The 23,052-nt window shown below is 73.0% G+C and carries 20 protein-coding genes; 11 read left to right on the top strand and 9 right to left on the bottom strand.

The features are described 5' to 3' along the window. The first annotated feature begins 1 nt into the window (after position 1). Positions 2 to 700 carry a tRNA (adenosine(37)-N6)-threonylcarbamoyltransferase complex dimerization subunit type 1 TsaB gene (gene tsaB / locus OGL89_RS02660; RefSeq protein WP_263118306.1) on the top strand — a complete coding sequence of 233 codons (699 nt, stop codon included), beginning with the start codon at positions 2 to 4 and terminating at the stop codon, positions 698 to 700. Continuing rightward, positions 697 to 1,170, top strand: coding sequence for a ribosomal protein S18-alanine N-acetyltransferase (rimI, locus tag OGL89_RS02665; RefSeq protein WP_263118308.1), 474 nt, complete (start codon positions 697 to 699; stop codon positions 1,168 to 1,170). The genes tsaB and rimI overlap by 4 nt, the downstream gene beginning before the upstream one ends. A gap of 24 nt (positions 1,171 to 1,194) precedes the next feature. Here the strand turns inward: rimI and OGL89_RS02670 are convergent, their stop codons facing one another. Then, on the bottom strand, positions 1,195 to 1,830 hold the full coding sequence (locus tag OGL89_RS02670; protein ID WP_263118310.1) for a malonic semialdehyde reductase: 636 nt from the start codon (positions 1,828 to 1,830) through the stop codon (positions 1,195 to 1,197). 88 nt (positions 1,831 to 1,918) lie between these two features. Between OGL89_RS02670 and tsaD the strand changes: the two genes are divergently transcribed. After that, the gene (gene tsaD, locus OGL89_RS02675) at positions 1,919 to 2,977 is read left to right on the top strand and encodes a tRNA (adenosine(37)-N6)-threonylcarbamoyltransferase complex transferase subunit TsaD (RefSeq protein WP_263118311.1); all 1,059 of its coding nucleotides are present in this window, start codon (positions 1,919 to 1,921) and stop codon (positions 2,975 to 2,977) included. Positions 2,978 to 2,981: 4 nt separating this feature from the next. On the opposite strand, the gene OGL89_RS02680 is transcribed toward tsaD, so the two are convergent. Both OGL89_RS02680 and OGL89_RS02685 read right to left on the bottom strand, forming a co-directional pair. Then, a complete protein-coding gene (locus OGL89_RS02680; protein WP_263118312.1) occupies positions 2,982 to 4,118 on the bottom strand; it encodes a glutamate--cysteine ligase in 1,137 nt (378 codons plus the stop codon). Next, positions 4,118 to 5,302: an SAM-dependent methyltransferase gene (locus OGL89_RS02685; protein WP_263118315.1), complete on the bottom strand. Its 1,185-nt coding sequence runs from the start codon at positions 5,300 to 5,302 to the stop codon at positions 4,118 to 4,120. Before OGL89_RS02685 ends, OGL89_RS02680 begins: the two co-directional genes overlap by 1 nt. 188 nt (positions 5,303 to 5,490) lie before the next feature. Here OGL89_RS02685 and groES point away from each other — a divergent pair, with 188 nt between their 5' ends. Further along, positions 5,491 to 5,787, top strand: a complete 297-nt coding sequence (gene groES, locus OGL89_RS02690) for a co-chaperone GroES (RefSeq protein WP_169166304.1) — start codon at positions 5,491 to 5,493, stop codon at positions 5,785 to 5,787. Between the two features lie 182 nt (positions 5,788 to 5,969). On the opposite strand, the gene OGL89_RS02695 is transcribed toward groES, so the two are convergent. After that, positions 5,970 to 6,266 carry a WhiB family transcriptional regulator gene (locus OGL89_RS02695; protein ID WP_263118319.1) on the bottom strand — a complete coding sequence of 99 codons (297 nt, stop codon included), beginning with the start codon at positions 6,264 to 6,266 and terminating at the stop codon, positions 5,970 to 5,972. Positions 6,267 to 6,527: 261 nt separating this feature from the next. Between OGL89_RS02695 and OGL89_RS02700 the strand changes: the two genes are divergently transcribed. From OGL89_RS02700 to guaB, 3 genes are all read left to right on the top strand, one after another. After that, positions 6,528 to 7,487, top strand: a complete 960-nt coding sequence (locus OGL89_RS02700) for a MerR family transcriptional regulator (protein ID WP_263118320.1) — start codon at positions 6,528 to 6,530, stop codon at positions 7,485 to 7,487. Positions 7,488 to 7,616: 129 nt separating this feature from the next. Next, positions 7,617 to 8,276: a response regulator transcription factor gene (locus OGL89_RS02705; RefSeq protein ID WP_263118322.1), complete on the top strand. Its 660-nt coding sequence runs from the start codon at positions 7,617 to 7,619 to the stop codon at positions 8,274 to 8,276. A 40-nt stretch (positions 8,277 to 8,316) separates the two neighbouring features. Next, positions 8,317 to 9,846 carry an IMP dehydrogenase gene (guaB, locus tag OGL89_RS02710; protein WP_263118323.1) on the top strand — a complete coding sequence of 510 codons (1,530 nt, stop codon included), beginning with the start codon at positions 8,317 to 8,319 and terminating at the stop codon, positions 9,844 to 9,846. Between the two features lie 54 nt (positions 9,847 to 9,900). On the opposite strand, the gene OGL89_RS02715 is transcribed toward guaB, so the two are convergent. Both OGL89_RS02715 and OGL89_RS02720 read right to left on the bottom strand, forming a co-directional pair. Next, positions 9,901 to 11,433, bottom strand: coding sequence for a UDP-N-acetylglucosamine 1-carboxyvinyltransferase (locus OGL89_RS02715; RefSeq protein WP_263118365.1), 1,533 nt, complete (start codon positions 11,431 to 11,433; stop codon positions 9,901 to 9,903). Between the two features lie 133 nt (positions 11,434 to 11,566). Continuing rightward, the gene (locus OGL89_RS02720; protein WP_263118324.1) at positions 11,567 to 12,337 is read right to left on the bottom strand and encodes an exonuclease domain-containing protein; all 771 of its coding nucleotides are present in this window, start codon (positions 12,335 to 12,337) and stop codon (positions 11,567 to 11,569) included. Positions 12,338 to 12,474: 137 nt separating this feature from the next. Between OGL89_RS02720 and OGL89_RS02725 the strand changes: the two genes are divergently transcribed. The 4 genes from OGL89_RS02725 to OGL89_RS02740 all read left to right on the top strand — a co-directional run bounded on the left by OGL89_RS02725 (position 12,475) and on the right by OGL89_RS02740 (position 17,940). Then, complete coding sequence (locus tag OGL89_RS02725; RefSeq protein ID WP_263118325.1) at positions 12,475 to 13,032, top strand: type 1 glutamine amidotransferase domain-containing protein; 558 nt, start codon at positions 12,475 to 12,477, stop codon at positions 13,030 to 13,032. 16 nt (positions 13,033 to 13,048) lie between these two features. After that, positions 13,049 to 14,173 (top strand): GuaB3 family IMP dehydrogenase-related protein, encoded by a 1,125-nt coding sequence (locus OGL89_RS02730; protein WP_263118327.1) that lies wholly within the window; start codon positions 13,049 to 13,051, stop codon positions 14,171 to 14,173. Between the two features lie 197 nt (positions 14,174 to 14,370). Next, the gene (gene ptsP / locus OGL89_RS02735) at positions 14,371 to 16,065 is read left to right on the top strand and encodes a phosphoenolpyruvate--protein phosphotransferase (RefSeq protein ID WP_263118328.1); all 1,695 of its coding nucleotides are present in this window, start codon (positions 14,371 to 14,373) and stop codon (positions 16,063 to 16,065) included. A 249-nt stretch (positions 16,066 to 16,314) separates the two neighbouring features. Then, positions 16,315 to 17,940, top strand: coding sequence for a succinic semialdehyde dehydrogenase (locus OGL89_RS02740; RefSeq protein ID WP_263118330.1), 1,626 nt, complete (start codon positions 16,315 to 16,317; stop codon positions 17,938 to 17,940). On the opposite strand, the gene OGL89_RS02745 is transcribed toward OGL89_RS02740, so the two are convergent. The 3 genes from OGL89_RS02745 to pta all read right to left on the bottom strand — a co-directional run bounded on the left by OGL89_RS02745 (position 17,891) and on the right by pta (position 23,019). Continuing rightward, a complete protein-coding gene (locus OGL89_RS02745) occupies positions 17,891 to 19,579 on the bottom strand; it encodes a diguanylate cyclase (RefSeq protein WP_263118332.1) in 1,689 nt (562 codons plus the stop codon). The genes OGL89_RS02740 and OGL89_RS02745 overlap by 50 nt on opposite strands. 177 nt (positions 19,580 to 19,756) lie before the next feature. Further along, on the bottom strand, positions 19,757 to 20,941 hold the full coding sequence (locus OGL89_RS02750) for an acetate kinase (RefSeq protein WP_263118333.1): 1,185 nt from the start codon (positions 20,939 to 20,941) through the stop codon (positions 19,757 to 19,759). Beyond that, positions 20,938 to 23,019: a phosphate acetyltransferase gene (gene pta, locus OGL89_RS02755; RefSeq protein WP_263118334.1), complete on the bottom strand. Its 2,082-nt coding sequence runs from the start codon at positions 23,017 to 23,019 to the stop codon at positions 20,938 to 20,940. Before pta ends, OGL89_RS02750 begins: the two co-directional genes overlap by 4 nt. Positions 23,020 to 23,052 lie beyond the last annotated feature (33 nt).

The raw sequence follows: 23,052 nt of genomic DNA on the forward strand, positions 1-23,052 counted from the left end.
CGTGCCGCTGCTCGCCCTGGACACCTCGTCCGCCGCCTCCGCCGCCGTGGTCGCCGACGACGGCCGCACCCTGGCCACCCGTTCCTCCGGTGAGCCCCGCCGCCACGCGGAGCTGCTCACCCCGCTGATCGAGTCCGTGCTGACCGAGGCCGGGGTGGACCGGACGGAGCTGACCGGCGTCGTCGCCGGCACCGGTCCGGCACCCTTCACCGGGCTGCGGGTCGGCCTGGTCACCGCCCGGACCCTCGGCCTCGCGCTGGACATCCCGGTGTACGGGGTGTCGTCGCTGGACGCGCTGGCGCTGGCCGCGGTCGACGGACCGCAGGAGGTGCTGGTCGTCACCGACGCCCGTCGCAAGGAGGTCTACTGGGCGCGTTACCGCGCGGTGGTGGGCTCGGTGGAGCTGGTCGACGGTCCGGGGGTCGACACCCCGGCGGCGGTCGCCGGACGGGTCGGGGACGCGCTGGTCGTCGGGCCGGGCACGTCGCTGTACCCGGACCTGCTGACCGCGGGCGCCGAGCTGCCCGAGCTGGACCCGGCCGATCTGGCCCGGGTCGCGCTGGCCCGGTTGGCGGAGGGGGCCGCGGCGACCGCGGATCTGCCGTTGCCGGAGGGCGCCGTGCAGCTGCCGACCGAGCCGCTGTACCTGCGCCGGCCGGACGCGGTCGCCTCGGTGTCGGCCAAGCGGGCCACCGCGTGACGGTCACCCTCCGGGGGCTGACGGCCGGCGACCTGGACGTCCTGGTCGAGCTGGAGCGGGTGCTGTTCGGCGCGGGGGCCTGGTCCCGGCAGTCGTTGGCGGAGGAGATCGACGGCCCGGGGCGCTGGTACGTCGGCGCGGAGGTCGCCGGTGAGCTGGTCGGGTACGCCGGGCTCTGGTTCGACGGCGACGACTGCCAGGTGATGACGATCGGCACCCGCCCGCAGGAACAGGGGCAGGGGGTCGGCCGGATCCTGCTGGACGCCCTGCTGGGCCGGGCACGCGAGCTGGGCGCCGGGTCGATGTTCCTGGAGGTCCGGGTGGACAACGGTCCCGCGCTGGCGCTGTACCGCCGGGCCGGGTTCGAGCAGCTCGGACTGCGGAAGCGGTACTACCAGCCGGAGAACGTCGACGCGTGGACCATGCGCAAGGACCTCACGCGGAACGGCCCGGTCACCGCGGAGCAGTGACCGGGCCGGATCGAGCGGGGGCGCTCAGACCGCCTGCGCGACGTCCTCGAAGTCGAGCCGGGTCTGCCGCGGCCAGGAGGCCGGCATGCCGAAGTCCTCGACGTCCTCCGGCGCGTGGCCGACGTTGAGCACGGCCAGCGCGCGCCAGGCGGTCCCGGCGAAGAACTCGGTGTCCACCCCGGCGGCGTCGAAGCCGGTCATCGGGCCGACCTGCAGGCCCTCGGCGCGCAGGCCGAGAATGAAGTAGCCGAGCTGCAGGAAGGCGTTGTCCCGGGCCATCGCGGTGCGGGCGGCCTCGTTCGGGTGCAGGTTGTCCCGGACGCCGGGCATGTGCGGGGCCAGGCGGGGCATGTTCTCGTGGAAGTCCACGTCGGCGGCGACCACGATCGACAGCGGCGCACGCTCGGTCTTGGCCTTGTTGCCGTCGGCCATGTGGGAGACCAGGCGCTCGCGGCCGGCCGGGGTGCGGACCAGCAGCAGACGCAGCGGCAGCGAGTTCATGGCGGTCGGGCCCCAGCGGACCACGTCCCAGACCGCGCGGATCTGCTCGTCGGTGACCTCGCCCTCGGCGAAGGTGTTGACGGTCCGCGCGGAGCGGAACAGGAGGTCGGTGACCTCGTCCGGCACAAGGGCGGAGGAGGCAGCGGTGTCAGTGGTCATACCGTGCTGAACGGCGGGAGAAACGTGCGGCATTCCAGATCGTTGCCGTGAGCACCGTCACAACCGGGCTCCGGCTTATCCTGTCCCCATGCCCGAAGCACCCCTGGTCCTGGGGATCGAGACCTCCTGCGACGAGACCGGCGTGGCCCTGGTCCGCGCCCACCCCGACCGCAGCGAGCTCCTGGTCGACACCGTCGCGTCCTCGATGGACGAGCACGCCCGGTTCGGCGGGATCATCCCGGAGATCGCGTCCCGTGCCCACCTGGAGGCCATGCTCCCGACGATCCAGCGCTCGCTGGACACCGCCGGGGTCACCCTGGCCGACGTCGACGCGGTGGCCGTCACCGCCGGTCCCGGCCTGATCGGGTCGCTCACCGTCGGCGCCGCCGCGGCCAAGGCGCTCGCCTTCGGGCTGGGCAAGCCGCTGTACGGCGTGAACCACGTGATCGGGCACGCCGCGGTCGACGAGCTGGTCGACGGCCTGTTCCCGGACCGGGTGATGGCGTTGGTCGTCTCCGGCGGGCACTCCTCGCTGCTGCTGATCGACGACGTGGTCACCGGGGTGCACGAGCTCGGCTCGACCCTGGACGACGCCGCGGGCGAGGCCTTCGACAAGGTCGGCCGCCTGCTCGGGCTGCCCTACCCCGGCGGCCCGCACATCGACCGACTGGCCCGGGAGGGCGACCCGGCCGCCATCCGGTTCCCGCGCGGCCTGACCGCGGCGAAGGACCAGGAGAAGCACGCGTACGACTTCTCGTTCTCCGGGCTGAAGACCGCCGTGGCCCGCTGGGTCGAGGCGCGCCGGGACGCGGGGGAGGAGATCCCGCTCGCCGACGTCTCCGCCAGCTTCGCCGCCGCGGTGGCCGACGTGCTGACCGCCAAGACCATCGCCGCGTGCCAGAAGCACGGCGTGGACACCCTGGTGGTCGGCGGCGGGTTCAGCGCCAACTCCCAGCTGCGCGAGATGGCCGCCGAGCGGTGCGCTGCCGCGGGCATCGACCTGCGCATCCCGCCGATCCGCTACTGCACGGACAACGGCGCGATGATCGCGGCGCTCGGCGCGGCGATCGTGCGGCGCGGCATCGCACCGTCCGCCCTGGACATCGGGGTGGACTCGGCGATGCCGCTGGACACGGTCACCGTCTGACCGGCTACAGCGGCCGACCCGCCCGCATCTCCGCCACCAGCGACGCCACCACCGCGTCCAGTTCGCCCCCGTGCCGTCGGGCCACGGCCCGCTGGCGCTGGTAGGACGCGCCCTTGCGCAGGATGACCCGGACGGACTCCAGCTCGGCGGAGCAGCCCAGGCGCTCGGCGACCGGGGCCAGGTCGGTGAGCAGGCGGGCGACCGCGTCGGTGACCAGTTCCTCGTCCCCGGCGGCGTTGGTGATGATGATCGCGTCCATCCCGTACCGGGCCGAGCGCCACTTGTTCTCCTGGGCGAACCACGGCGGCACGGTGGGCAGGGCCTCGCCCCGGTCCAGCAGGGTGGAGAAGTGCTCCACCAGGCAGTGGGTCAGGGCGGCCAGCGCGGTCACCTCCAGCAGGGTGGGCGCGCCGTCGCAGATCCGGGCCTCGATGGTGCCGAACCGGGGGGAGGGGCGCACGTCCCAGCGCACCTCGTCGAAGGCGTCGATCACACCGGTGTGCAGCATGTCGCCGACGTAGGCCTCTAACTCGTCCCAGCGCTCGAACTGGAACGGCAGCCCGGCGGTGGGCAGCTGCTGGAACATCAGGGCCCGGTTGGAGGCGTAGCCGGTGTCCTTGCCGCCCCAGAACGGACTGGACGCGGACAGCGACTGCAGGTGGGCGAAGGTGGTCAGCAGCGCGCGGGAGATCGGCAGCACCTTGTCCCGGTCCTCGATGCCGACGTGCACGTGCACGCCGTAGATCAGCATCTGCCGGCCCCACCACTGGGTGCGGTCGATCAAGGTGGCGTAGCGCTGCTTGTCGGTGACCTTCTGCTGGGCCCACCGGGCGAACGGGTGGGTGCCGGCACTGATCAGCTCGACCCGGAGCGGGTCGGTCAGGGCGCGCACCCGTTCGATGGCCCGGGACAGGTCGGCGCCGGCCTCGCCCACGGTGCGGCAGACACCGGAGACCACCTCGACCGTGTTGAGCAGGAGCTCCTGCTTGATCGCCGGGTCGTCGTCGCCGATCGCGTCCAGCACGGTGCGGGCGACCTGGCGCAGATCGCCGGAGTCGGCGTCCACCAGCGCGAGCTCCCACTCGATGCCGACGGTCGACCGCTCCGAGCGGGCGAAGTCCAGGCGCGCGGGGGAGGCCATCAGGCCACCGGCTCCACGACGAGGATCCGCTGTTGCCCGGCGACCCGGGTCAGCACCAGGGTGGTCTCGGCGTCGCCGCGCAGGTCGAGCTGACGGCGGAGCTGCTCCGGCACCACGGCGGTGCCGCGCTTCTTGATGGTGGCGATGCCGACGTTCCGCTCGCGCAGGTAGGACTTCAGCCGCTTCAGCCCGAAGGGCAGGGAGTCGAGCACGCGGTAGGGCGTGCCGAAGGCGCTGGGGTGCAGGACGTCGGAGGTCACGTAGGCGATGGTGGGGTCCACCAGGCGCCCTCGCACCTCGGCGGCGACCTCGGCCACCAGCCCGGCCCGGATCACGGCGCCGTCCGGCTCGTAGAGGTAGCCGCCGACCGCGCCGACCTCGGCGACCGCGCCGGTGTCCCGCAGCTCGGCGGACCGCCCCGCGGCGTCCAGCAGCAGCGCGGAGCGTCCGGGTCCGTCGGGGGCCAGGGCTCCGAACCAGAGGCCGAGCTCGACCACGTCGCCGTCCACCGACACCCACTGCGCCTCGGCGTCCTCGGGCAGGGCGGAGTGCGGGATGCCGGGGCCGAGCTTCATGCCGAGTGCCGGGACCCGGTCGCGCAGTGCGAGCACGTCGTCCAGCGGCGGGGTGTAGGCCGCCGGGTCGTGGCGGCGGGCACCGGAGCCGGTGCGGCGGGCCGGGTCGGCGTAGATCCCGTCCACTCCCTCGGCGGCGAAGTCCACGGCGAGGCCGTCCCCGTGCCGGACCGCCGCCTCGGGGAAGTGCCGCAGGTTCACCGTGGCCAGTGCCGCCGTCGTCTCGTCGGCGTCGACCGCGAGCACGGACAGCCCGACCCCGGCCAGCGTGATCGCGTCCGCACCGAGCCCGCAGGTGATGTCCGCGACCCGGGTGACGCCCGCGGACCGATAGCGACGGGCGTGCCGGGCGGCGACCACCAGGCGGGTGGCCTGCTCCAGACCGGCGGGGGTGAACAGCATGCCGTCGGCGAACTCGCCCAGCTTGTCGTGCGCCTTGGCGCGCAGCCGGGACTGGGTCAGGGCGGCTGCCACCAGGTCGGCGTCGAAGCCGTCCTTCCGCAGGCGCTCGGACAGCGCCATCGCGGCGTCTGCGTCATAGGGCGGCAGGGCGGACAGCAGGGCCCACCCCTCCGGGCTGAGCAGCTTGGCGAGACCGACCGCGTCCATCCGGCGATCCTCGCACGCCCCGGTCGCTGGCACTCGCCTTGACCGAGTGCTAACGGCTTCCTACAGTGACGGTTGGCACTCCTCCTGCAGGAGTGCCGAGCCCGTACGACTGCCGGCACCCGCGACGACGGCCGGTCGTTCGGTTTTCCTGAACAGGCAAACTCACAAGCGAGAAGGGGAGGTCCGCTGTGTCGGTCTCCATCAAGCCGCTCGAGGACCGGATCGTCGTCAAGACGCTCGAGGCGGAGCAGACCACCGCTTCCGGTCTGGTCATCCCGGACAGTGCCAAGGAGAAGCCCCAGGAGGGCGAGGTCCTGTCGGTCGGTCCGGGTCGCATCGACGACAACGGCAACCGCGTCCCGCTGGACGTGGCCGTGGGTGACAAGGTCATCTACAGCAAGTACGGCGGCACCGAGGTGAAGTACGACGGCGAGGAGTACCTGATCCTCTCCGCCCGCGACATCCTGGCGATCGTCACCAAGTGACGTGCCGCTGAGAAGGCCCCCATCGCAGCTGCGATGGGGGCCTTCTTCATGTCCGGGACCGAGGGCGCCGGACATGCGACGAGGGCCCTGGCGGTATCGCACCGTCGGGGCCCTCGTCGTGTGACGACGGCGGACTGTCGCGGTATCGCACCGCGGACCGCCGCCATCGAGTCGGGGAGGAACTACATCGCCGCGCTGTGCCCGGCGCGTTCGGCGAGCACAGCGGTGCGCTCGTCCTCGCTCAGCCCGCCCCACACGCCGTAGGGCTCGCGGACGGCCAGCGACTGCTCGCGGCACTCGTTCAGCACCGGGCAGCTGGCGCAGATCGCCTTGGCGGCCTCGGCCCGGCGGCGACGCGCGGCGCCGCGCTCGCCCTCCGGGTGGAAGAACAGGTTCTCGTCGGCGTCGCGGCAGGCGCCCTGGTACTGCCACTCCCACAGTTCCATCACGGGTCCCGGGAGACGGGAGATCTCAGCCATTGCACGCTCCTGAGCGGTGGTGGTTCGGGGGGTTCACGTTCCGGTCGAGGCCGTTTCAGGACCGGTCCGGTTCGTGCTGGTTGGAACAGTACAACCGAGTCGAAAGTTGTTCAAGTCCCCTACTCAAGGACCTTGGTCATGGGTGGGTGGAGCGGTTGCTGGCGCGATTTGTCCGCTTCGGTTGGAAACCGAGTCACGGCCCCGGCAGAATCTGCCAAGACCGATGCGCAACCCCTGGCGCGAACGAGGACTGACGATCTGATGCAGAACGGCGACGAGCCGGACGCCCTGCCCGAGGGCGCGACCCTGACCCCCGCCGCGGTGGCCCGACGGCTGGGCGTGGCCGCGGCGACCCTGCGGACCTGGGACCGCCGCTACGGGCTGGGCCCCTCCGAGCACACCGCCGGCGCGCACCGGCGCTACACCGCGGCCGACGTCGCCCGGCTGAGCGCGATGCGCGCGCTGACCCTGGACGGGGTCGCCCCCGTGGAGGCCGCACGACTGGCGCGGGACGGGGTGAACGGTCGCCACCTGGCCGTCGTCCCGGACCCGGCACTGTCGGTGGAGGAGGAACGCCGCGTCCAGGTCGAGGACCGCGCGGCCAGCCCGACCGAGGTGATCGACGCCGCCCTGCGGGGTGATTCGGCCGCGGTTCGGGCGCTGCTGGCCCCCGGCGACGACCTGTCGCGCTGGTGGTCCGACCTGATCGTGCCGGCCCGGGCCGGGGTCGCGTCGCGGACCGTGCTCGCCCGTCCGGGTGACGAGCCGGACGAGGTGATCGTCGCGGCGGCGCTGGCCGCACTGCGTGACCGGTTCAGCCGGGTGCCCCGTCACCCGTCCCGCCGCCGGGTGGTGCTGCTGTTCACCCCGCCGGAGGAACCGCGCCCGCTGGAACTGCACGTGCTGGCGGCCGCGTTGGCCGACAACGGCCTGGACGCGCGGGTGGTCGCGGGGCCCGCGGGGCAGACCCGGCTGAGCGAGATCGTCACGATGACCAGCCCGTCCGCCGCCGTGCTGATGTCCGAGCGGGAGGATCCCGACCTCGCGATCGTGGGCTCGCTGTCCGCCCAGCACCCGGAGCTGATGCAGTTCGTGATGGTGCCCGACGTCGCCGCGACGGCGGTGCCGCTGCACCACCGGGTGCAGCGGGTGCGGTCGTTCGCCGGGGTGCTGCACGAGGTCGTGGCCGTCGCGGAGGGCGATCCGGGCCCGGTTCGATGAGCGTCTGGGTCGTCAGGCCACTAACGTCCGGTCAGATCTGGCCGATACAGAGACCATTGACCGGATAGTCCGGTCGACGGAAGGCGGAAGTCGATGGCGGGCGTCGTGGTGTGCCACGGATCCACGACGGTGCGGGAGCGCATCGTCCTCACGGCGCTCGGCGTACCCGCCCTCGCACCGGTGCGAGCGGCGGGCTCGGTCGACGAGCTGGTCGCCCTGGCGCGGCGGATGCCGCCGACCATCGTGCTGCTGGACGCGCACCTGCCCTCGCCGGGGCCGGTGGAGGCGATCCGGCGACTGCGTGCCGTGCCGGCGCCGGCCACGGTGGTCATGCTCGCGGTGCCCGGGGACGAGATCGCGCTGGACCGGGCGATCGCGCTCGGCGCCCGCGGGTACCTGTCGCCCGACGTCGGCCGTGCGGAGCTCGCCGCCGTCGCGGCGCACATCCTGGCCGGGCCTGGTGGGCCCGAGGGTCGCGGCCCGGTGGACGGCGCTGTCGGCCAGGACGGCGGTCTCGCGGCCGCCACCACCGCGGCCACCACGGCGGTGCTCTCCCCGGAGCTGCCCGCGCAGGCCCAGGGCGGCATGGGCGAGGTGCAGCTGACCAAGCGGGAGATCGAGGTGCTGGTCGGGATGAGCAACGGTCGCTCGAACGCCCAGATCGGCCAGGAGCTCTACCTGTCCGAGGACACCATCAAGACCCACGCCCGACGGCTGTTCCGCAAGCTGGGTGCGGCCGACCGGGCCCAGGCGGTGGCGATCGGACTGCGGCGCGGGCTGATCCGCTGACCCGTCCGACGGGCTCCAGGAACGGCCGTATCATCGGGGAATGACCGAACTGGGCACCCCTGGAACCGCATCCACCCACGACCCCTTCGGCTTCATCGGTCTCACCTATGACGACGTCCTGCTGCTCCCCGGCGAGACCGACGTCATCCCGAGCGAGGTCGACACCACCACGCGTCTGACCCGCGAGATCGAGCTGTCCATCCCGCTGGTGTCCGCCGCCATGGACACCGTGACCGAGTCCCGGATGGCCATCGCCCTGGCCCGTCAGGGCGGCATCGGCATCCTGCACCGGAACCTGTCGATCGCCGACCAGGCCCACCAGGTGGAGCTGGTCAAGCGCTCCGAGTCCGGCATGGTCTCCGACCCGGTCACCGTGAGCCCCGACGCCACCCTGGCGGAGCTGGACGACCTGTGCGCCAAGTACCGGGTCTCCGGCCTGCCGGTGGTCGACGCCGACGACACCCTGCTGGGCATCATCACCAACCGCGATCTGCGGTTCGTCCCGGGCGAGCAGTTCGCCACCCGCACCGTCCGGGAGTCGATGACCAGCCAGCCGCTGATCACCGGTCCGGTGGGCATCGCCCGCGAGGACGCCGCCGCACTGCTGGCCAAGCACAAGGTGGAGAAGCTGCCGCTGGTGGACGACGCCGGCCGGCTCCGCGGCCTGATCACGGTCAAGGACTTCGTGAAGTCCGAGCAATACCCGTCGGCCACCAAGGACTCGGCCGGCCGCCTGACGGTCGGTGCCGCGGTCGGGTTCTTCGGCGACGCCTGGGACCGGGTCACCGCGCTGGTCGACGCCGGGGTGGACGTCCTGGTGGTGGACACCGCCAACGGTCACGCCCGGCTCATGCTGGACATGGTCCGCCGGATCAAGTCCGACCCGGCGACCCGGCACGTGCAGGTGATCGGCGGCAACATCGCCACCCGTGATGGCGCGCAGGCGCTGGTCGACGCGGGCGTGGACGCGGTCAAGGTCGGGGTCGGCCCGGGCTCCATCTGCACCACCCGTGTGGTGGCCGGGGTTGGGGTGCCGCAGGTGACCGCGGTGTACCAGGCCGCGCTGGCCGCCAAGCCCGCCGGCGTGCCGGTGATCGCCGACGGCGGCCTGCAGTACTCCGGCGACATCGCCAAGGCGCTGGTGGCCGGGGCGGACTCGGTGATGATCGGCGGACTGATCGCCGGGTGCGACGAGTCCCCGGGCGACCTGGTGTTCGTCAACGGCAAGCAGTTCAAGCGCTACCGGGGGATGGCCTCGCTGGGCGCCATGCAGTCCCGTGGCGACCGCCGGTCGTACTCCAAGGACCGCTACTTCCAGGGCGACCTGACCGACGACGAGATCATCACCGAGGGCATCGAGGGTCAGGTGCCCTACCGCGGACCGCTCGCGGCGGTGGCGCACCAGCTGGTCGGCGGCCTGCACCAGTCGATGTTCTACGTCGGCGCGCGGACCATGCCGGAGCTGCAGCAGCGCGGCAAGTTCGTCCGGATCACCCCGGCGGGGCTGAAGGAGTCGCACCCGCACGACGTGCAGATGGTGGCCGAGGCGCCGAACTACAGCGCGCGCTGAGCCGAGACGAGGAAGGGCCCCGGCGACCGCTCGCCGGGGCCCTTCCCCGTGCCCTCAGTCCCGGAAGGTCTCGATCTGCGCGCCGAGCTCGACCAGGCGCTCCTGGAGCTGCTCGTAGCCCCGGGCGATGATGTCGACATCGCGCAGCACGCTGGTGCCCTTGGCGGCCAGCATGCCGAGCAGGATCACCACCGCCGGGCGCAGCGCGGGCGGGCAGGACACCTCGGCACCGGACCACCGGGTGGGGCCGCTGATCTGGAGCCGGTGCGCGTCCAACAGGCGCACGTCCGCGCCCAGCCGGGTCAGGTCGGTCAGGTGGATCGCCCGGCCCTCGTAGACCCAGTCGTGCACCAGGGTGGTGCCCTCCGCGCACGCGGCGATCGCCACGAAGAACGGCAGGTTGTCGATGTTCAGGCCCGGGAACGGCATCGGGTGGATCTTGTCCAGCGGGGCGTGCATCTCGCTCGGGAAGACGGTGAGGTCGACCAGGCGGGTGCGGCCGTTGTGCGCGGTGTACTCCGCGGAGAGCTCGTAGCGCAGGCCCATCTCGGACAGGGTGGCCAGCTCGATCTCCATGAACTCGATCGGCACCCGGCCGACCGTGATCTGCGAGCCGGTGACGATGCCCGCGGTCAGCAGGCTCATCGCCTCGACCGGGTCCTCCGACACCGCGTACTCCACGTCGGCGTCGATCTCCGCCTTGCCGTGCACCCGCAGGGTGGTGGTGCCGATCCCCTCGATCCGGACACCGAGCAGCTCCAGGTAGAAGCACAGGTCCTGGACCATGTAGTTCGGGCTGGCGTTGCGGATGACGGTCAGGCCGTCCCGGCGGGCGGCGGCCATCAGGGCGTTCTCGGTGACGGTGTCGCCGCGCTCGGTGAGCACGATCTGCAGGTCGGTGCCGCCCGGGTCGGTGACCCTGGCGTGGTACCGGCTGTTGGTGGCGGTCACGGTCAGGCCGAACGGGCGCAACGCGATCATGTGCGGCTCGACGGTGCGCGAGCCGAGGTCGCAGCCACCGGCGTAGGGCAGCTGGAAGTCGTCGTACTGGGACAGCAGCGGGCCGAAGAACATGATGATCGACCGGGTGCGCACGGCGGCGTCCACGTCGATCGCGTCCAGGTCGAGGTCCCGGGGCACGACGATCTCCAGGTCGCGGCCGTCGCCGGACCAGGTGGCGCGCACGCCGATCGAGCGCAGCACCTCGACGATCCGGTCGACCTCCACGATCCGGGCGACGTTGCGCAGCCGGGTGGTGCCGCGGTTCAGCAGGCTCGCGCACAGCAGGGCGACGGCACCGTTCTTGGAGGTGTTGACGTCGATCCGGCCGGAGAGCTGCACGCCGCCGGTCACCCGCAGGTGGGTGCGCTGGGGGCCGCCGACGGTGACGATCGGGGAGTCCAGGGCGGCGCCGATCCGGGTGAGCATGTCCAGGCTGAGGTTCTGGGTGCCCTGCTCGATCCGGTGGACCGCGGACTGGCTGGTGTTCAGGAGCTCCGCGAGCTGGGTCTGGGTGAGACCGCGGTGGCGTCGGGCGGAGCGGACGAGCGAGCCGACGTGGGCCAGCTGCTCGGGAAGGGTGCGCACGGTCGGGATGGAGCCGGTGGCAGGTGTGGTCGTCTGAGTCACCGGAAGACCGTAACTCACGGATGAGATATCCGCACGGCTCAGGATGTGAAGATCGGGTGTCCGGGACGTTTGCGCATCTCAGATATGAGATTCACGCGATCAGGGTGTCCTGCACCGGCGTGCCGACCGGGGGCGCGCGGTGGATCGGCGGAGCCATCCGGGTCATCGGCACCGGCCACGCGGTGACCGCGCCCTCGCCCTCGAAGCCCTTCTCCGTCCGCCAGGCGTTGAACGCCTCCGCCCACGCCCGGTGCGCGGTCACCTGGTAGTCGTGCAGCGCGGCCAGCGGCAGCTCGCCCAGGTGCGGGAACCGGTCGACGATCCGCTCCAGCACGTCCAGGGTGGCGACCACGTCGACGTCCGCGGTGTGCAGATGACCGGTGTCGACCACCTGGTACACGCCGCACAGGTCGACCAGCTTGCGCTTGCCCTTGCGGTACCGGTCCTCGGCGCGGTCGAGCACGAGCGGGTCGATCACCGGGACCAGGGCGCCGCCCAGTCGTTCGCTCACCGTCGGCAGGTGGTGCCGCTCCAGCTCGGCCTCCAGCAGGCACAGGTCGAAGGAGGCGTTGTAGGCGACGACCGGCACCCCGTCCCGCATCGCCCGGGCGATGGCGTCGGCGATCTCGGTCAGCGCGCCCGCCGGGTCGACGCCGTGCTCCCGGGCGTGCTCGGTGCTGATCCCGTGGATCGCGCTGGCCGCCTCCGGGATCGGCACTCCGGGGTCGATCAGCCAGGTGCGGACCGTGGTGCCCTCGGCGTCCCGGCGGACCAGCGCGGCGGTCACGATCCGGTCGTGCGCCACGTCGACGCCGGTGGTCTCGGTGTCGAAGCCCAGCAGGGGGCCCTTGTTCCAGGTCATCGTCGTTCTCCCTCGATCGCCCGGCCAGCATCGCACCGGCCGCCGACACCGTCGGGGAGATCGCCCGGCAGGTCGCGGATGCGGGATCGCCCCCGGCGTCGCAGGGTGGACGGGACCACCCCACGAAGGAGGACCCCATGGCCGACCTGACCGGCAAGACCGTCGCGTTCCTGACCAGCGAGCACGGTATCGAGGAGCCCGAGCTGACCACCCCGTGGCAGGCGGTGGAGGACGCCGGCGGCACCCCGGTGCTGGTCTCGGCGCAGTCCGGCACGGTGAGCGCGGTGAACAACGACCTCGACCCGGGCGGCACGTACCCCGTCGACCGCACCGTCGACCAGGTGGACGTCAGCGAGCTGGCCGCGCTGGTCATCCCCGGCGGCACGGTGAACGCGGACACCCTGCGCGCCGACGCGGCATCGGTCGCGCTGGTCAAGGACGTGCTGGCCGCCGGCATCCCGGTCGCGGCGATCTGCCACGGACCGTGGACCCTGATCGAGGCCGGCGTGGTGGACGGCGTCACGCTCACCTCCTACCCGAGCCTGGCCACCGACCTGCGCAACGCGGGCGCCACCTGGGTGGACCAGGAGGTGGTCATCAGCGAGGTCGGCACCACCAGCGTGATCACCTCGCGGAACCCCGACGACCTGCCCGCGTTCAGCGCCGCCGTGGTCGACGCCGCCGCCGGACGCTGACCGGTAGCCTGACCTGGTGAGCAACGAGATCGAGATCGGGCGCGGCAAGCGCGGGCGCCGCGCGTACTCCTTCGACGACATCGCGGTGGTGCCCTCCCGGCGCACCCGTGACCCGGAGGAGGTCTCGGTCTCCTGGCAGATCGACGCCTACCACTTCGACCTGCCGGTGCTGGCCGCGCCGATGGACTCGGTGATGAGCCCGGCCACAGCGGTCGCCCTCGGCCGGGCCGGCGGCCTCGGCGTCCTCGACCTGGAGGGTCTGTGGACCCGCTACGAGGACCCGGAGCCGCTGCTGGCCGAGATCGTCGGCCTGGACCCCGCCGCCGCCACCGCGCGGATGCAGGAGATCTACGCCGCGCCGATCGACCCGGAGCTGATCCGGCTGCGGCTCGGCCAGATCCGGGAGGCCGGGGTGACGGTGGCCGGGGCGCTGTCGCCGCAGCGCACCCAGGAGTTCTGGAAGGTCGTGGTGGACGCCGGGGTCGACCTGTTCGTCATCCGCGGCACCACCGTCTCCGCCGAGCACGTCTCCGGCCGGGCCGAGCCGCTCAACCTCAAGCGGTTCATCTACGAGCTGGACGTCCCGGTGATCGTCGGCGGAGCGTCGACCTACACCGCCGCGCTGCACCTGATGCGCACCGGGGCGGCCGGCGTGCTGGTCGGCTTCGGCGGCGGGGCGGCGCACACCACCCGCACCACACTGGGCATCCACGCCCCGATGGCCACCGCCCTGGCGGACGTCGCCGCGGCCCGCCGGGACTACCTGGACGAGTCCGGCGGCCGGTACGTGCACGTGATCGCCGACGGTGGGGTGGGGCGCTCCGGCGACCTGGTCCGGGCGATCGCCTGCGGCGCGGACGCGGTCATGCTCGGCGCCGCACTGGCCCGGGCGACCGACGCCCCCGGCGGCGGCTGGCACTGGGGCTCCGAGGCGCACCACCCGCACCTGCCGCGTGGTGAGCGGGTCCAGGTCGGCCAGGTCGGCGACCTCGGCGAGGTGCTGTTCGGCCCGGGCAAGACCGCCGACGGCACGCTGAACCTGATCGGCGCGCTGCGCCGGGCGATGGCCACCACCGGCTACTCCGACCTCAAGGAGTTCCAGCGGGTCGAGCTGGTCGTCTCCCCCTACCAGCCGCGCTGACCCAGGCCCGCGCGCGGGCGGCCGGATTCGCCGAGTGCGGAGAACTTGTCGCCCAAACCGCCCGAACGGCGACAACTTCTCCGCACTCGGCCGCCGGGCGCCGGAGGCGCGGCCCTGAGCGGACCCTGGTCGCGGACCCGGGCGCCGCACTAGCGTGGGCGGGTCGCGTCGGGCGGCACGGAGCGAAGGGGCTGCGGATGTCCGGTCATGGGGTGCTGCGCGGGGTCGGGGTCGGACGAGGGGTCGCGGTCGGGCCGGTGGTCCGGGTCGAGCCCGCTCCACGGGTCGCGCCGGATGCCCCGGTGCTGCGGGACGGTGCACCGGTCGCGCCGGATCAGGTGCCCGACGCCGTGTCCGAGGCCTTCGCCTCGGTGGCCGCCGCCCTGACTGCGCAGGCCGAGCGTGCCACCGGGACCGTCGCGGACGTGCTGTCCGCGACCGCACAGATGGCGGACGACCCGGCGCTGCGCCAGCAGGTGCTGGACCGGGTGCGCGGTGGTGAGCCGCCGATCGCCGCCGTGGACGCCGCGGTGGACGGGTTCGCGGTGCTCTTCGAGCAGGCGGGCGGCTACCTGGCGGAGCGGGTGACCGACCTGCGCAGTGTGCGGGACCGGGTGGTGGCCCGGCTGGCCGGACTGCCGGCGCCCGGGGTGCCGGAGCTCGTGGAGCCCACCGTGGTGGTGGCCCGGGACCTGGCCCCGGCGGACACCGCCGCGCTGGACCTGACCCGGGTCCTGGCGCTGCTCACCGAGGAGGGCGGACCGACCGGTCACACCGCGATCATCGCGGGGCAGAACGGCGTGCCCTGCGTGGTCCGGCTGCCGGGGATCACCGAGCTGGCCGAGGGCACCGTGGTGGGGGTGGACGCGGCGACCGGGAGCGTGGTGATCGAGCCCGACGACGACGCGCGTGCGGCGCTGGCCGCCAAGGCCGACCGGGAACGTGCCCTGGCGGAGGACACCGCGCCGGGCGCGACCGCGGACGGTCACCCGGTGCAGCTGCTCGCCAACATCGGCACGGTCGAGGACGCGGAGCGGCTGACCGGCTCGGCAGCCGAGGGGGTGGGGCTGTTCCGCACCGAGGTGCTGTTCCTCGGCCGGGCGCAGGCGCCCACCGTCGACGAGCAGACCGCGGCCTACACCCGCGTGTTCCGGGCGCTCGGGAACCGCAAGGTGGTGGTGCGGACCCTGGACGCCGGGGCGGACAAGCCGTTGGCGTTCGCGAACCCGGCGCCGGAGGAGAACCCCGCCCTCGGGGTGCGGGGCTACCGCCTGGTGCGGACGGTCCCGGAGCTGTTGCACGACCAGCTCACCGCGCTGGCCCGGGCCGGCCGGGAGTCCGGGGCCGAGCCGTGGGTGATGGCACCGATGGTGGCGACCTCGGCGGAGGCCCGGGCGTTCGCGGCGGCGGCGCACGGGGCCGGGCTCGGGGTCACCGGGGTGATGGTGGAGGTGCCCGCGGCGGCGCTGCGGGCACGGGCGGTGCTGGGCGAGGTCGACTTCGTCTCCCTGGGCACCAACGACCTGGCGCAGTACACGATGGCCACCGACCGCCTGCGTGGCGAGCTGACCGACCTGCTCGACCCCTGGCAGCCCGCGGTGCTGGAGCTGGTCGCCGCGACCGCACGGGCGGGACAGGACGCGAGCCGCCCGGTCGGGGTGTGCGGGGAGTCGGCGGCTGACCCCCTGATGGCGCTGGTGCTGGCGGGGCTGGGCGTGACGAGCCTGTCCATGTCTCCCGGCGCGCTCCCCGCGGTCCGGTTCGCGCTGCGGCGGCACACCCAGGCGGAGTGCCGGGCGCTGGCCGGACTGGCGCTGGCCGCGGCGGACGCGGTGTCCGGGCGGTCGGCGGTCCGGGCGGCGGTGCACCCGGAGGTCGGCGACCTGGGCTGAGCGGCTCGCCCTGCTCCGGGACCGGCGCGGCCGGCGCTCCGGCACGGGCACGGCCGGCACGCGCGGTGGCGGGACGAGCAGGACGGGCACGGGGCTCCGGAACGGGTATGACTGGCACGCGCGGTGGCGGGACGAGCAGGACGGGCACGGGCACGACCGGCACGCGCGGTGGCGGCACGACCTGGACAAGCACGGGCACGCCGACCGGAGCTCGGCTGACGCCGCACCGGGGCGCGTAGCCTGACCGGCATGGTGCCGGAAGCGCTGCGTGACCCCGAGACCGACCCGTTGGCCACCCTGGTCCTGGAACCGGAGCTGCTCGCCGACCTGGTGCGCCGGGCCAGGGCGACCGGGGGACAGGTCACCCATCACGCCCCGTGGACCGGAGCGCCGCTGGCCACCCTGCCGCAGTCCACCGCCGAGGACCTCGCCGCCGCCGCCCGGTCCGCCCGTGCCGCGCAACGTCGGTGGGCCCGGACCGACCACCGCACCCGGGCTTGTGCGCTGCGCCGGACCGCCGAACTGCTGCTGTCCCGGCAGTCGGACGTGCTCGACCTGATCCAGCTGGAGAACGGCAAGGCCCGCGCCGCCGCACTGGAGGAGATCACCGACGTGGTGCTCGGTGCCCGGTTCCTGGCCCGGAGAGCGGGCCGGCTGCTGGCCGCCGACCGCCGACCGGGGCTGCTCGGCCCGCTGACCTCGGTGCGGGTGGCGCACGACCCGGCCGGGGTGGTCGCGGTGGTCGCACCGTGGAACTACCCGCTGAGCCTGACCCTCGGTGACGTGCTCCCCGCCGTGGCGGCAGGGAACGCGGTGCTGCTGCGCCCGGACCCGCAGACCCCGCTCACCGCGCTGTGGGCCGCCGAGCTGCTGGTCGACGCCGGATTCCCGGAGGACCTGGTGCAGGTGGTGCTGGGTGACGGCCCGACGGTCGGCGACCGTCTGATCGACCACGCGGACCACGTGCTGTTCACCGGGTCCACCGCCACCGGTCGGATGGTCGCCGCCCGCGCGGCGGCCGAGCTGGTGCCGTCCACCCTGGAGCTCGGGGGCAAGAACGCGCTCTACGTCGCCGACGACGCCGACCCGGAGCTGGCGGCCGAGGGCGCGGTGCGGGCCTGCTTCGGCGGGACCGGGCAGCTGTGCATGTCCGTGGAGCGGCTCTACCTGCACCGGGCGATCGCCGGGGCGTTCCTGACCGCCTTCCGTCGCCGGGTCCGCGCGCTCCGGCTGGGCACCGGCCTGGACTACGGCTACGACCTGGGGTCGTTGACCGGGGCGGAGCAGCTGGCCCGGGTGGTCGAGCACGTGGAGGATGCGCTGTCGTCGGGTGCGCAGCTGCTGACCGGCGGCACCCAGCGTCCGGAGATCGGCCCCTACGCCTACGAACCGACCGTACTGACCGAGGTGAGCCCGCACGCCCGGCTGTCCACCGAGGAGACCTTCGGTCCGGTGGTCGCGGTGTACCAGGTCGCCTCGGACGACGAGGCGGTGGCCGCGATCAACGACACCCGCTACGGCCTGCACGCGGCGGTCTGGTCCGGGTCGACCCGTCGGGGCCGGGCGGTGGCGGACCGGTTGCGGGTCGGCTCGGTGGACGTGAACGACGGCTATCAGATGTCCTGGGGCTCCTGGGCGGCGCCGCAGGGCGGTCGCGGGGAGTCCGGCTGGGGTGCCCGGCACGGCGCCGAGGGGCTGCTCGCGCTGACCCGGTCCCGGACCGTGGCGGTGCAGCACGGGGTGCACCGGGGTCTGGGTCCGGGTCAGGTGCTGTCCGGGCCGCCGGAGCGGTGGGCACCGGCGCTGCTGGCCGGGCTGCGGGTGCTCAGCGGGCCGCGACCGGCTCCGGGACGAAGGCCTCCGGCGGAGGGATGAACGCGACCTGGTTCCGCCCGCGCCGCTTGGCCTCGTAGAGCGCGGAGTCAGCGCGCGCCGCCAACGACGCCGCGTCGTCCTGCGGTCCGGCGCAGACCCCGCCCATGCTCATGGTGACCCGCAGCCCGGGGGACAGGTCCTCCCACGGGTGGGCGGCCACCATGATCCGGATCCGCTCGCAGGCGGCCAGCGCGTCGGCGGGCGGGCAGTGCCGCAGCACCAGGACGAACTCCTCGCCACCGACCCGGGCCACCACGTCGCCCAGGCGCAGGCAGGCGGTCATGATCTGGCTGACCCGGCGCAGCACCTCGTCACCGATCGGGTGCGAGTGCTGGTCGTTGACCGCCTTGAACAGGTCGAGGTCGGCCACCACGTAGGCCAGGTCGGCCTCGCCGTCCCGGCTGTCCAGCACCGGGCCCAGCCCCCGCCGGTTCAACAGGCCGGTCAGGGCGTCGTGGGAGGCGTCGTGCGCCAGCGAACGGTTCATCGCGGCCAGCTCGGCCGCGTGCTGACGGGTCTGGTCGTGCGCCTGGCGGACCCGGTCGACGTCCAGCTGGGCGTTCACCAGGATCCCGCGCCGCTCCGCCGCCTGGTCGCGCTGCTCCATCACGGCCTCGTGGTACTGCCGGTGGGTCTCCAGCGCCGCGCTCAGGTCGCCGCCGTCCTCGTGCACAGCGACCAGCTCGTGCAGCACGTCGGCGCGCTCCATCGGGCGCGACCCCTCGGACAGCACCAGGGCGGAGGTCAGCGTCACCTGGGCGGCGGTGAGGTCGCCGAGCAACCGGTGCAGGCGGCCGAGGGCGGCGTGGTACCGGATGGTCAGGTAGCGGGCGGAGATCTGCGGCAGGGCCAGCGCACAGGCGTCCAGCACCTGACGTGCCGCAGCGAGGTCGCCGTGGGCCATGTGGGCGCGTGCGAGGCGGACCTGTCCCTCCGCGACCAGGCGGGCGTTGCCCTCGGACGCGCCGACCCCGATCGCGGTCATCGCCGCGGCCACCCCCTGCTCGGCGAGCTGGACCGCGCGCTCGGCGAGCGTCCGGGAGCTGGTCGGGTCGGTGTGCGACAGCGCTTCGGCGTCGTCGGTCGTCAGCTTGGCCAGGCCCGACAGGGTGGCGCTGGTGCCGTCGGGCCGGTCGACCTGCGGCCAGAGCGTCATCGCCTCGGTCAGCAGCTCGTACGCCTTCTCCGGGAACCGGCCCATCGAGATGTAGGTGTCGGCCAGGTTGTTCAGCGCGGCGGCCAGGCCCTCGATGTCGCCGAGCTCGCGGCGGATGGACAGCGACCGCTCCAGCAGCTCCAGGGCGGACAGGTTGTCGCCGAAGCCGTTGTAGACCGAGGCCAGCCCCTGCAGCACCCGGCCCTCCCAGGCGCGGTCCTGCAGCGTGATCGCCAGTTCCAGGGCGCGCTCCATCGACCCGAGGGCCAGCGCATCGTCGGAGAGCAGGTGTCGCGCCCAGCCGGAGAGGTACTCCAGCTCGATCTCCACCGCGGTCCGGCCCTCGGCCCGTGCACGTTCCAGCAGGCTGGGGACCAGCGCCACGCACAGGGCGGGTGCCGAGTCGCAGAGCGCGTCCACCTGCGTCAGCTCGTGCCGCCAGTCCGTCGGGTCGGCCCCCTGAGCCACCCGAGCAGTCGTCATGCAGAAAGTATCGGCCCGCGGGTGAAGCGGGTGGAGGTATCAAATGGGTGAAGCAGCTCTGACCTGCCCGGAAATCTCAGACGTCGGACGATGGAAGCGCATTCACGCGGAAGTTCACCCGCCGGGCACGACGGAGCCCGCCACGTCGTGCGGCGTGACGGGCTCCGAACGGGTGACTCAGATGGTGGCGACCGCCTGGCGGGCGATCTCCAGCTCCTCGTTGGTGGGGTACACCACGACGGTGACCGGGGAGTCGTCGGTCGAGATGATCGTCGGCTCCTTCTTGCGGCCCTCGTTGCGCGCCAGGTCCAGCCTGATGCCCAGACCCTCCAGGCCCTTCAGGGCGCCCGCGCGGACGATGTCGTCGTTCTCCCCGATGCCGGCGGTGAAGGCGATCACGTCCACCCGGCCGAGCTGGGCGTAGTAGTTGCCGACGTAGCCCTTGATCCGGTGGTAGTAGACGTCCAGCGCGGTCCGGACCTTGTCGTCCCCGGCGGCCACCGCGTCGTGCACGTCGCGCATGTCGGTGTACCCGGACAGGCCGAGCATGCCGGACTTGCGGTTCAGCAGGTCGTCCAGCTGGTCGATGGTGTAGCCGCCCTGACGGGACAGGTGGAACAGCACGGCCGGGTCGATGTCCCCGGAGCGGGTGCCCATGACCAGGCCCTCCAGCGGGGTCAGGCCCATCGAGGTGTCGATGCACTCGCCGCCCTGGACCGCGGAGGCCGAGGCCCCGTTGCCCAGGTGCAGCACGATGGTGTTGGTCGACGCCAGGTCCCTGCCCAGCCACCCGGCGACCTCGCGGGAGACGAACAGGTGCGACGTGCCGTGCGCGCCGTAGCGCCGGATCTTGTACTGCGCGGCGACGTCCAGGTCGATCGCGTAGGTGTAGGCCGCCGGGGGCATGGTGCGGTGGAAGGCGGTGTCGAAGACCGCGACGTGCGGCACGTTGGGGAACGCGGCACGGGCGGCGCGCACCCCGGCGGCGTTGGCCGGGTTGTGCAGCGGGGCCAGCGGGGACAGCTCCTCGATCTGGGCCAGCACCTCGTCGGTGATCAGCGCCGGGCCGTCGAAGACGTCGCCGCCCTGGACGATCCGGTGGCCGACCGCGGCCAGCTCGGACTCGTCGATGGCCGGGCCCTGCTGGGCGAAGGCGTCGAGCACCAGCCGCATGCCGACCTCGTGGTCCGGGATCGGCTGCTCGAGCTCGGACTTCCCGTTCGGGCCCTCGTGCTTGAGCTTGCCGACCTCCAGACCGATCCGCTCGACGATGCCGGAGGCCAGGGCGTCCCCGGACTGGACGTCGACCAGCTGGTACTTGATCGATGAGGAGCCGGAGTTGATGACGAGGACGTTGTTCACTTCGTGCCTTCCGAGGTCGAGCCCATGCCCTGGGCCTGGATCGCCGTGATGGCGACGGTGTTGACGATGTCCTGCACCAGGGCGCCCCGGGACAGGTCGTTGATCGGCTTGCGCAGACCCTGCAGCACCGGGCCGACGGCGACGGCACCGGCGGACCGCTGCACGGCCTTGTAGGTGTTGTTGCCGGTGTTCAGGTCGGGGAAGACGAACACGGTCGCCCGCCCGGCCACCGCGGAGTCCGGCAGCTTGGTCTGCGCCACCGAGGCGTCCACCGCGGCGTCGTACTGGATCGGCCCCTCGACCGACAGGTCGGGGCGGCGCTCGCGGACCAGCTCGGTGGCGGCGCGGACCTTGTCCACGTCGGCGCCCGAACCGGACTCGCCCGTGGAGTAGGACAGCATGGCGATCCGCGGCTCGATGCCGAACTGGGCGGCGGTCTGCGCGGAGCTGATCGCGATGTCGGCCAGCTGCTCGGCGGTCGGGTCGGGGTTGACGGCGCAGTCGCCGTAGACCAGCACCCGGTCCTCGAGGCACATCAGGAACACGCTGGACACCACGGAGACGCCCGGCACGGTCTTGATGATCTCGAAGGAGGGCTTGATCGTGTGCGCGGTGGTGTGCGCGGCGCCGGAGACCATGCCGTCGGCCAGGCCCAGCTGCACCATCATCGTGCCGAAGTAGCTGACCGAGGACACGATCTCCCGGGCCCGCTCGACGGTCATGCCCTTGTGCTTGCGCATCTCGGTGTACTCGGCCGCGAAGCGCTCCAGCAGCTCGCCGGACTTCGGGTTCAGGATGGTCGCGTTCGCCAGGTTCAGGCCCAGCTCGGTGGCGCGGGCCCGGATCGCGGCCTCGTCGCCGAGGATGGTCAGATCGGCGACCTCGCGGTGCAGCAGGGTGGAGGCGGCGCGCAGGATGCGGTCGTCGTTGCCCTCCGGCAGCACGATGTTCTTGCGGTCGGCGCGGGCCCGGTCGAGCAGCTCGTACTCGAACATCAGCGGGGTGACCACCTCCGGGGAGGGCACCTCCAGCGCGGCCAGCGCCTCCTCGGCGTCGGTGTACTTCTCGAACAGGGCCAGGGCGGTGTCGACCTTGCGCTGGGAGTCCGCGGACAGGCGGCCCCGGGTGCCCGCGGCGGCGCTGGCCGAGCGGAAGGTGCCCAGTTCGGTCCGGATGATCGGCAGCTTGGACCCGAGGCCCTCGACCAGGCGCTCCACGATCGGCGCCGGGGTGAAGCCGCCGTTCAGGATGATGCCGGACAGGGACGGGAAGCCGTCGGCGGAGTGCGCGGTGAGCAGGCCGAGCAGGATGTCCGCGCGGTCGCCGGGGGTGATCACCACGACGCCGTCCGCGATCCGCTCCAGCAGGTGCTCCATCGACATCGCACCGACCAGCAGCTCGGTGGACTCGCGGGACAGCAGCTCCGGGTCGCCGCCGATCAGGGTGCCGTCCACCGAGTCCATCAGCTGACGCACGGTCGGGGCCACCAGGAACGGGTCCTCGGGCAGCGCCCAGGCCTTGGTCAGCGCGGACAGCTCGGTGCGGACCGCCTCGACGGACTCCGGGTCGCAGCGGTTGGCGACCACGGCGACCACCTGGGCGTGTGCGGTCTCCAGCTCGGTGAGCGCGACGCCCGCCACCTGGCGGACCTCCTCCGGGCTGCGGCCCTGGCCCTTGACGCAGAGCAGCACCGGGGCGCCCAGGTTCGCGGCGATCCGGCCGTTGAAGCCGAGCTCGGCCGGTCCGGCGACGTCGGTGTAGTCGGAGCCGACGATCACGACGACGTCGCACTGGCGGGCGACCGCGTGGTACCGCTGCACGATGGTGGCCAGCGCGGCCTCCGGGTCGGCGTGCACCTGCTCGTAGGTGGTGCCGATGCAGTCGTCGTAGCTGAGGTCGACGCCGTCGTGCGCCAGCAGCAGCTCGAGCACGTAGTCGGCGTGCTCGGTGGACCGGGCGATCGGCCGGAAGACCCCGACCTTCTGCACGGTGCGGGTGAGCAGGTCGACCAGGCCGAGGGCGACCGTCGACTTGCCGGTGTCACCCTCCGGGGATGTCACGTAGATGCTGCGGGCCACGGGTATGGCTTCTTCCTCTTCGGGATCCCCGGG

Origin of the sequence: Cellulomonas sp. RIT-PI-Y (genome assembly GCF_025642745.1) — a bacterium.
Classification (GTDB): Bacteria; Actinomycetota; Actinomycetes; order Actinomycetales; family Cellulomonadaceae; genus Cellulomonas.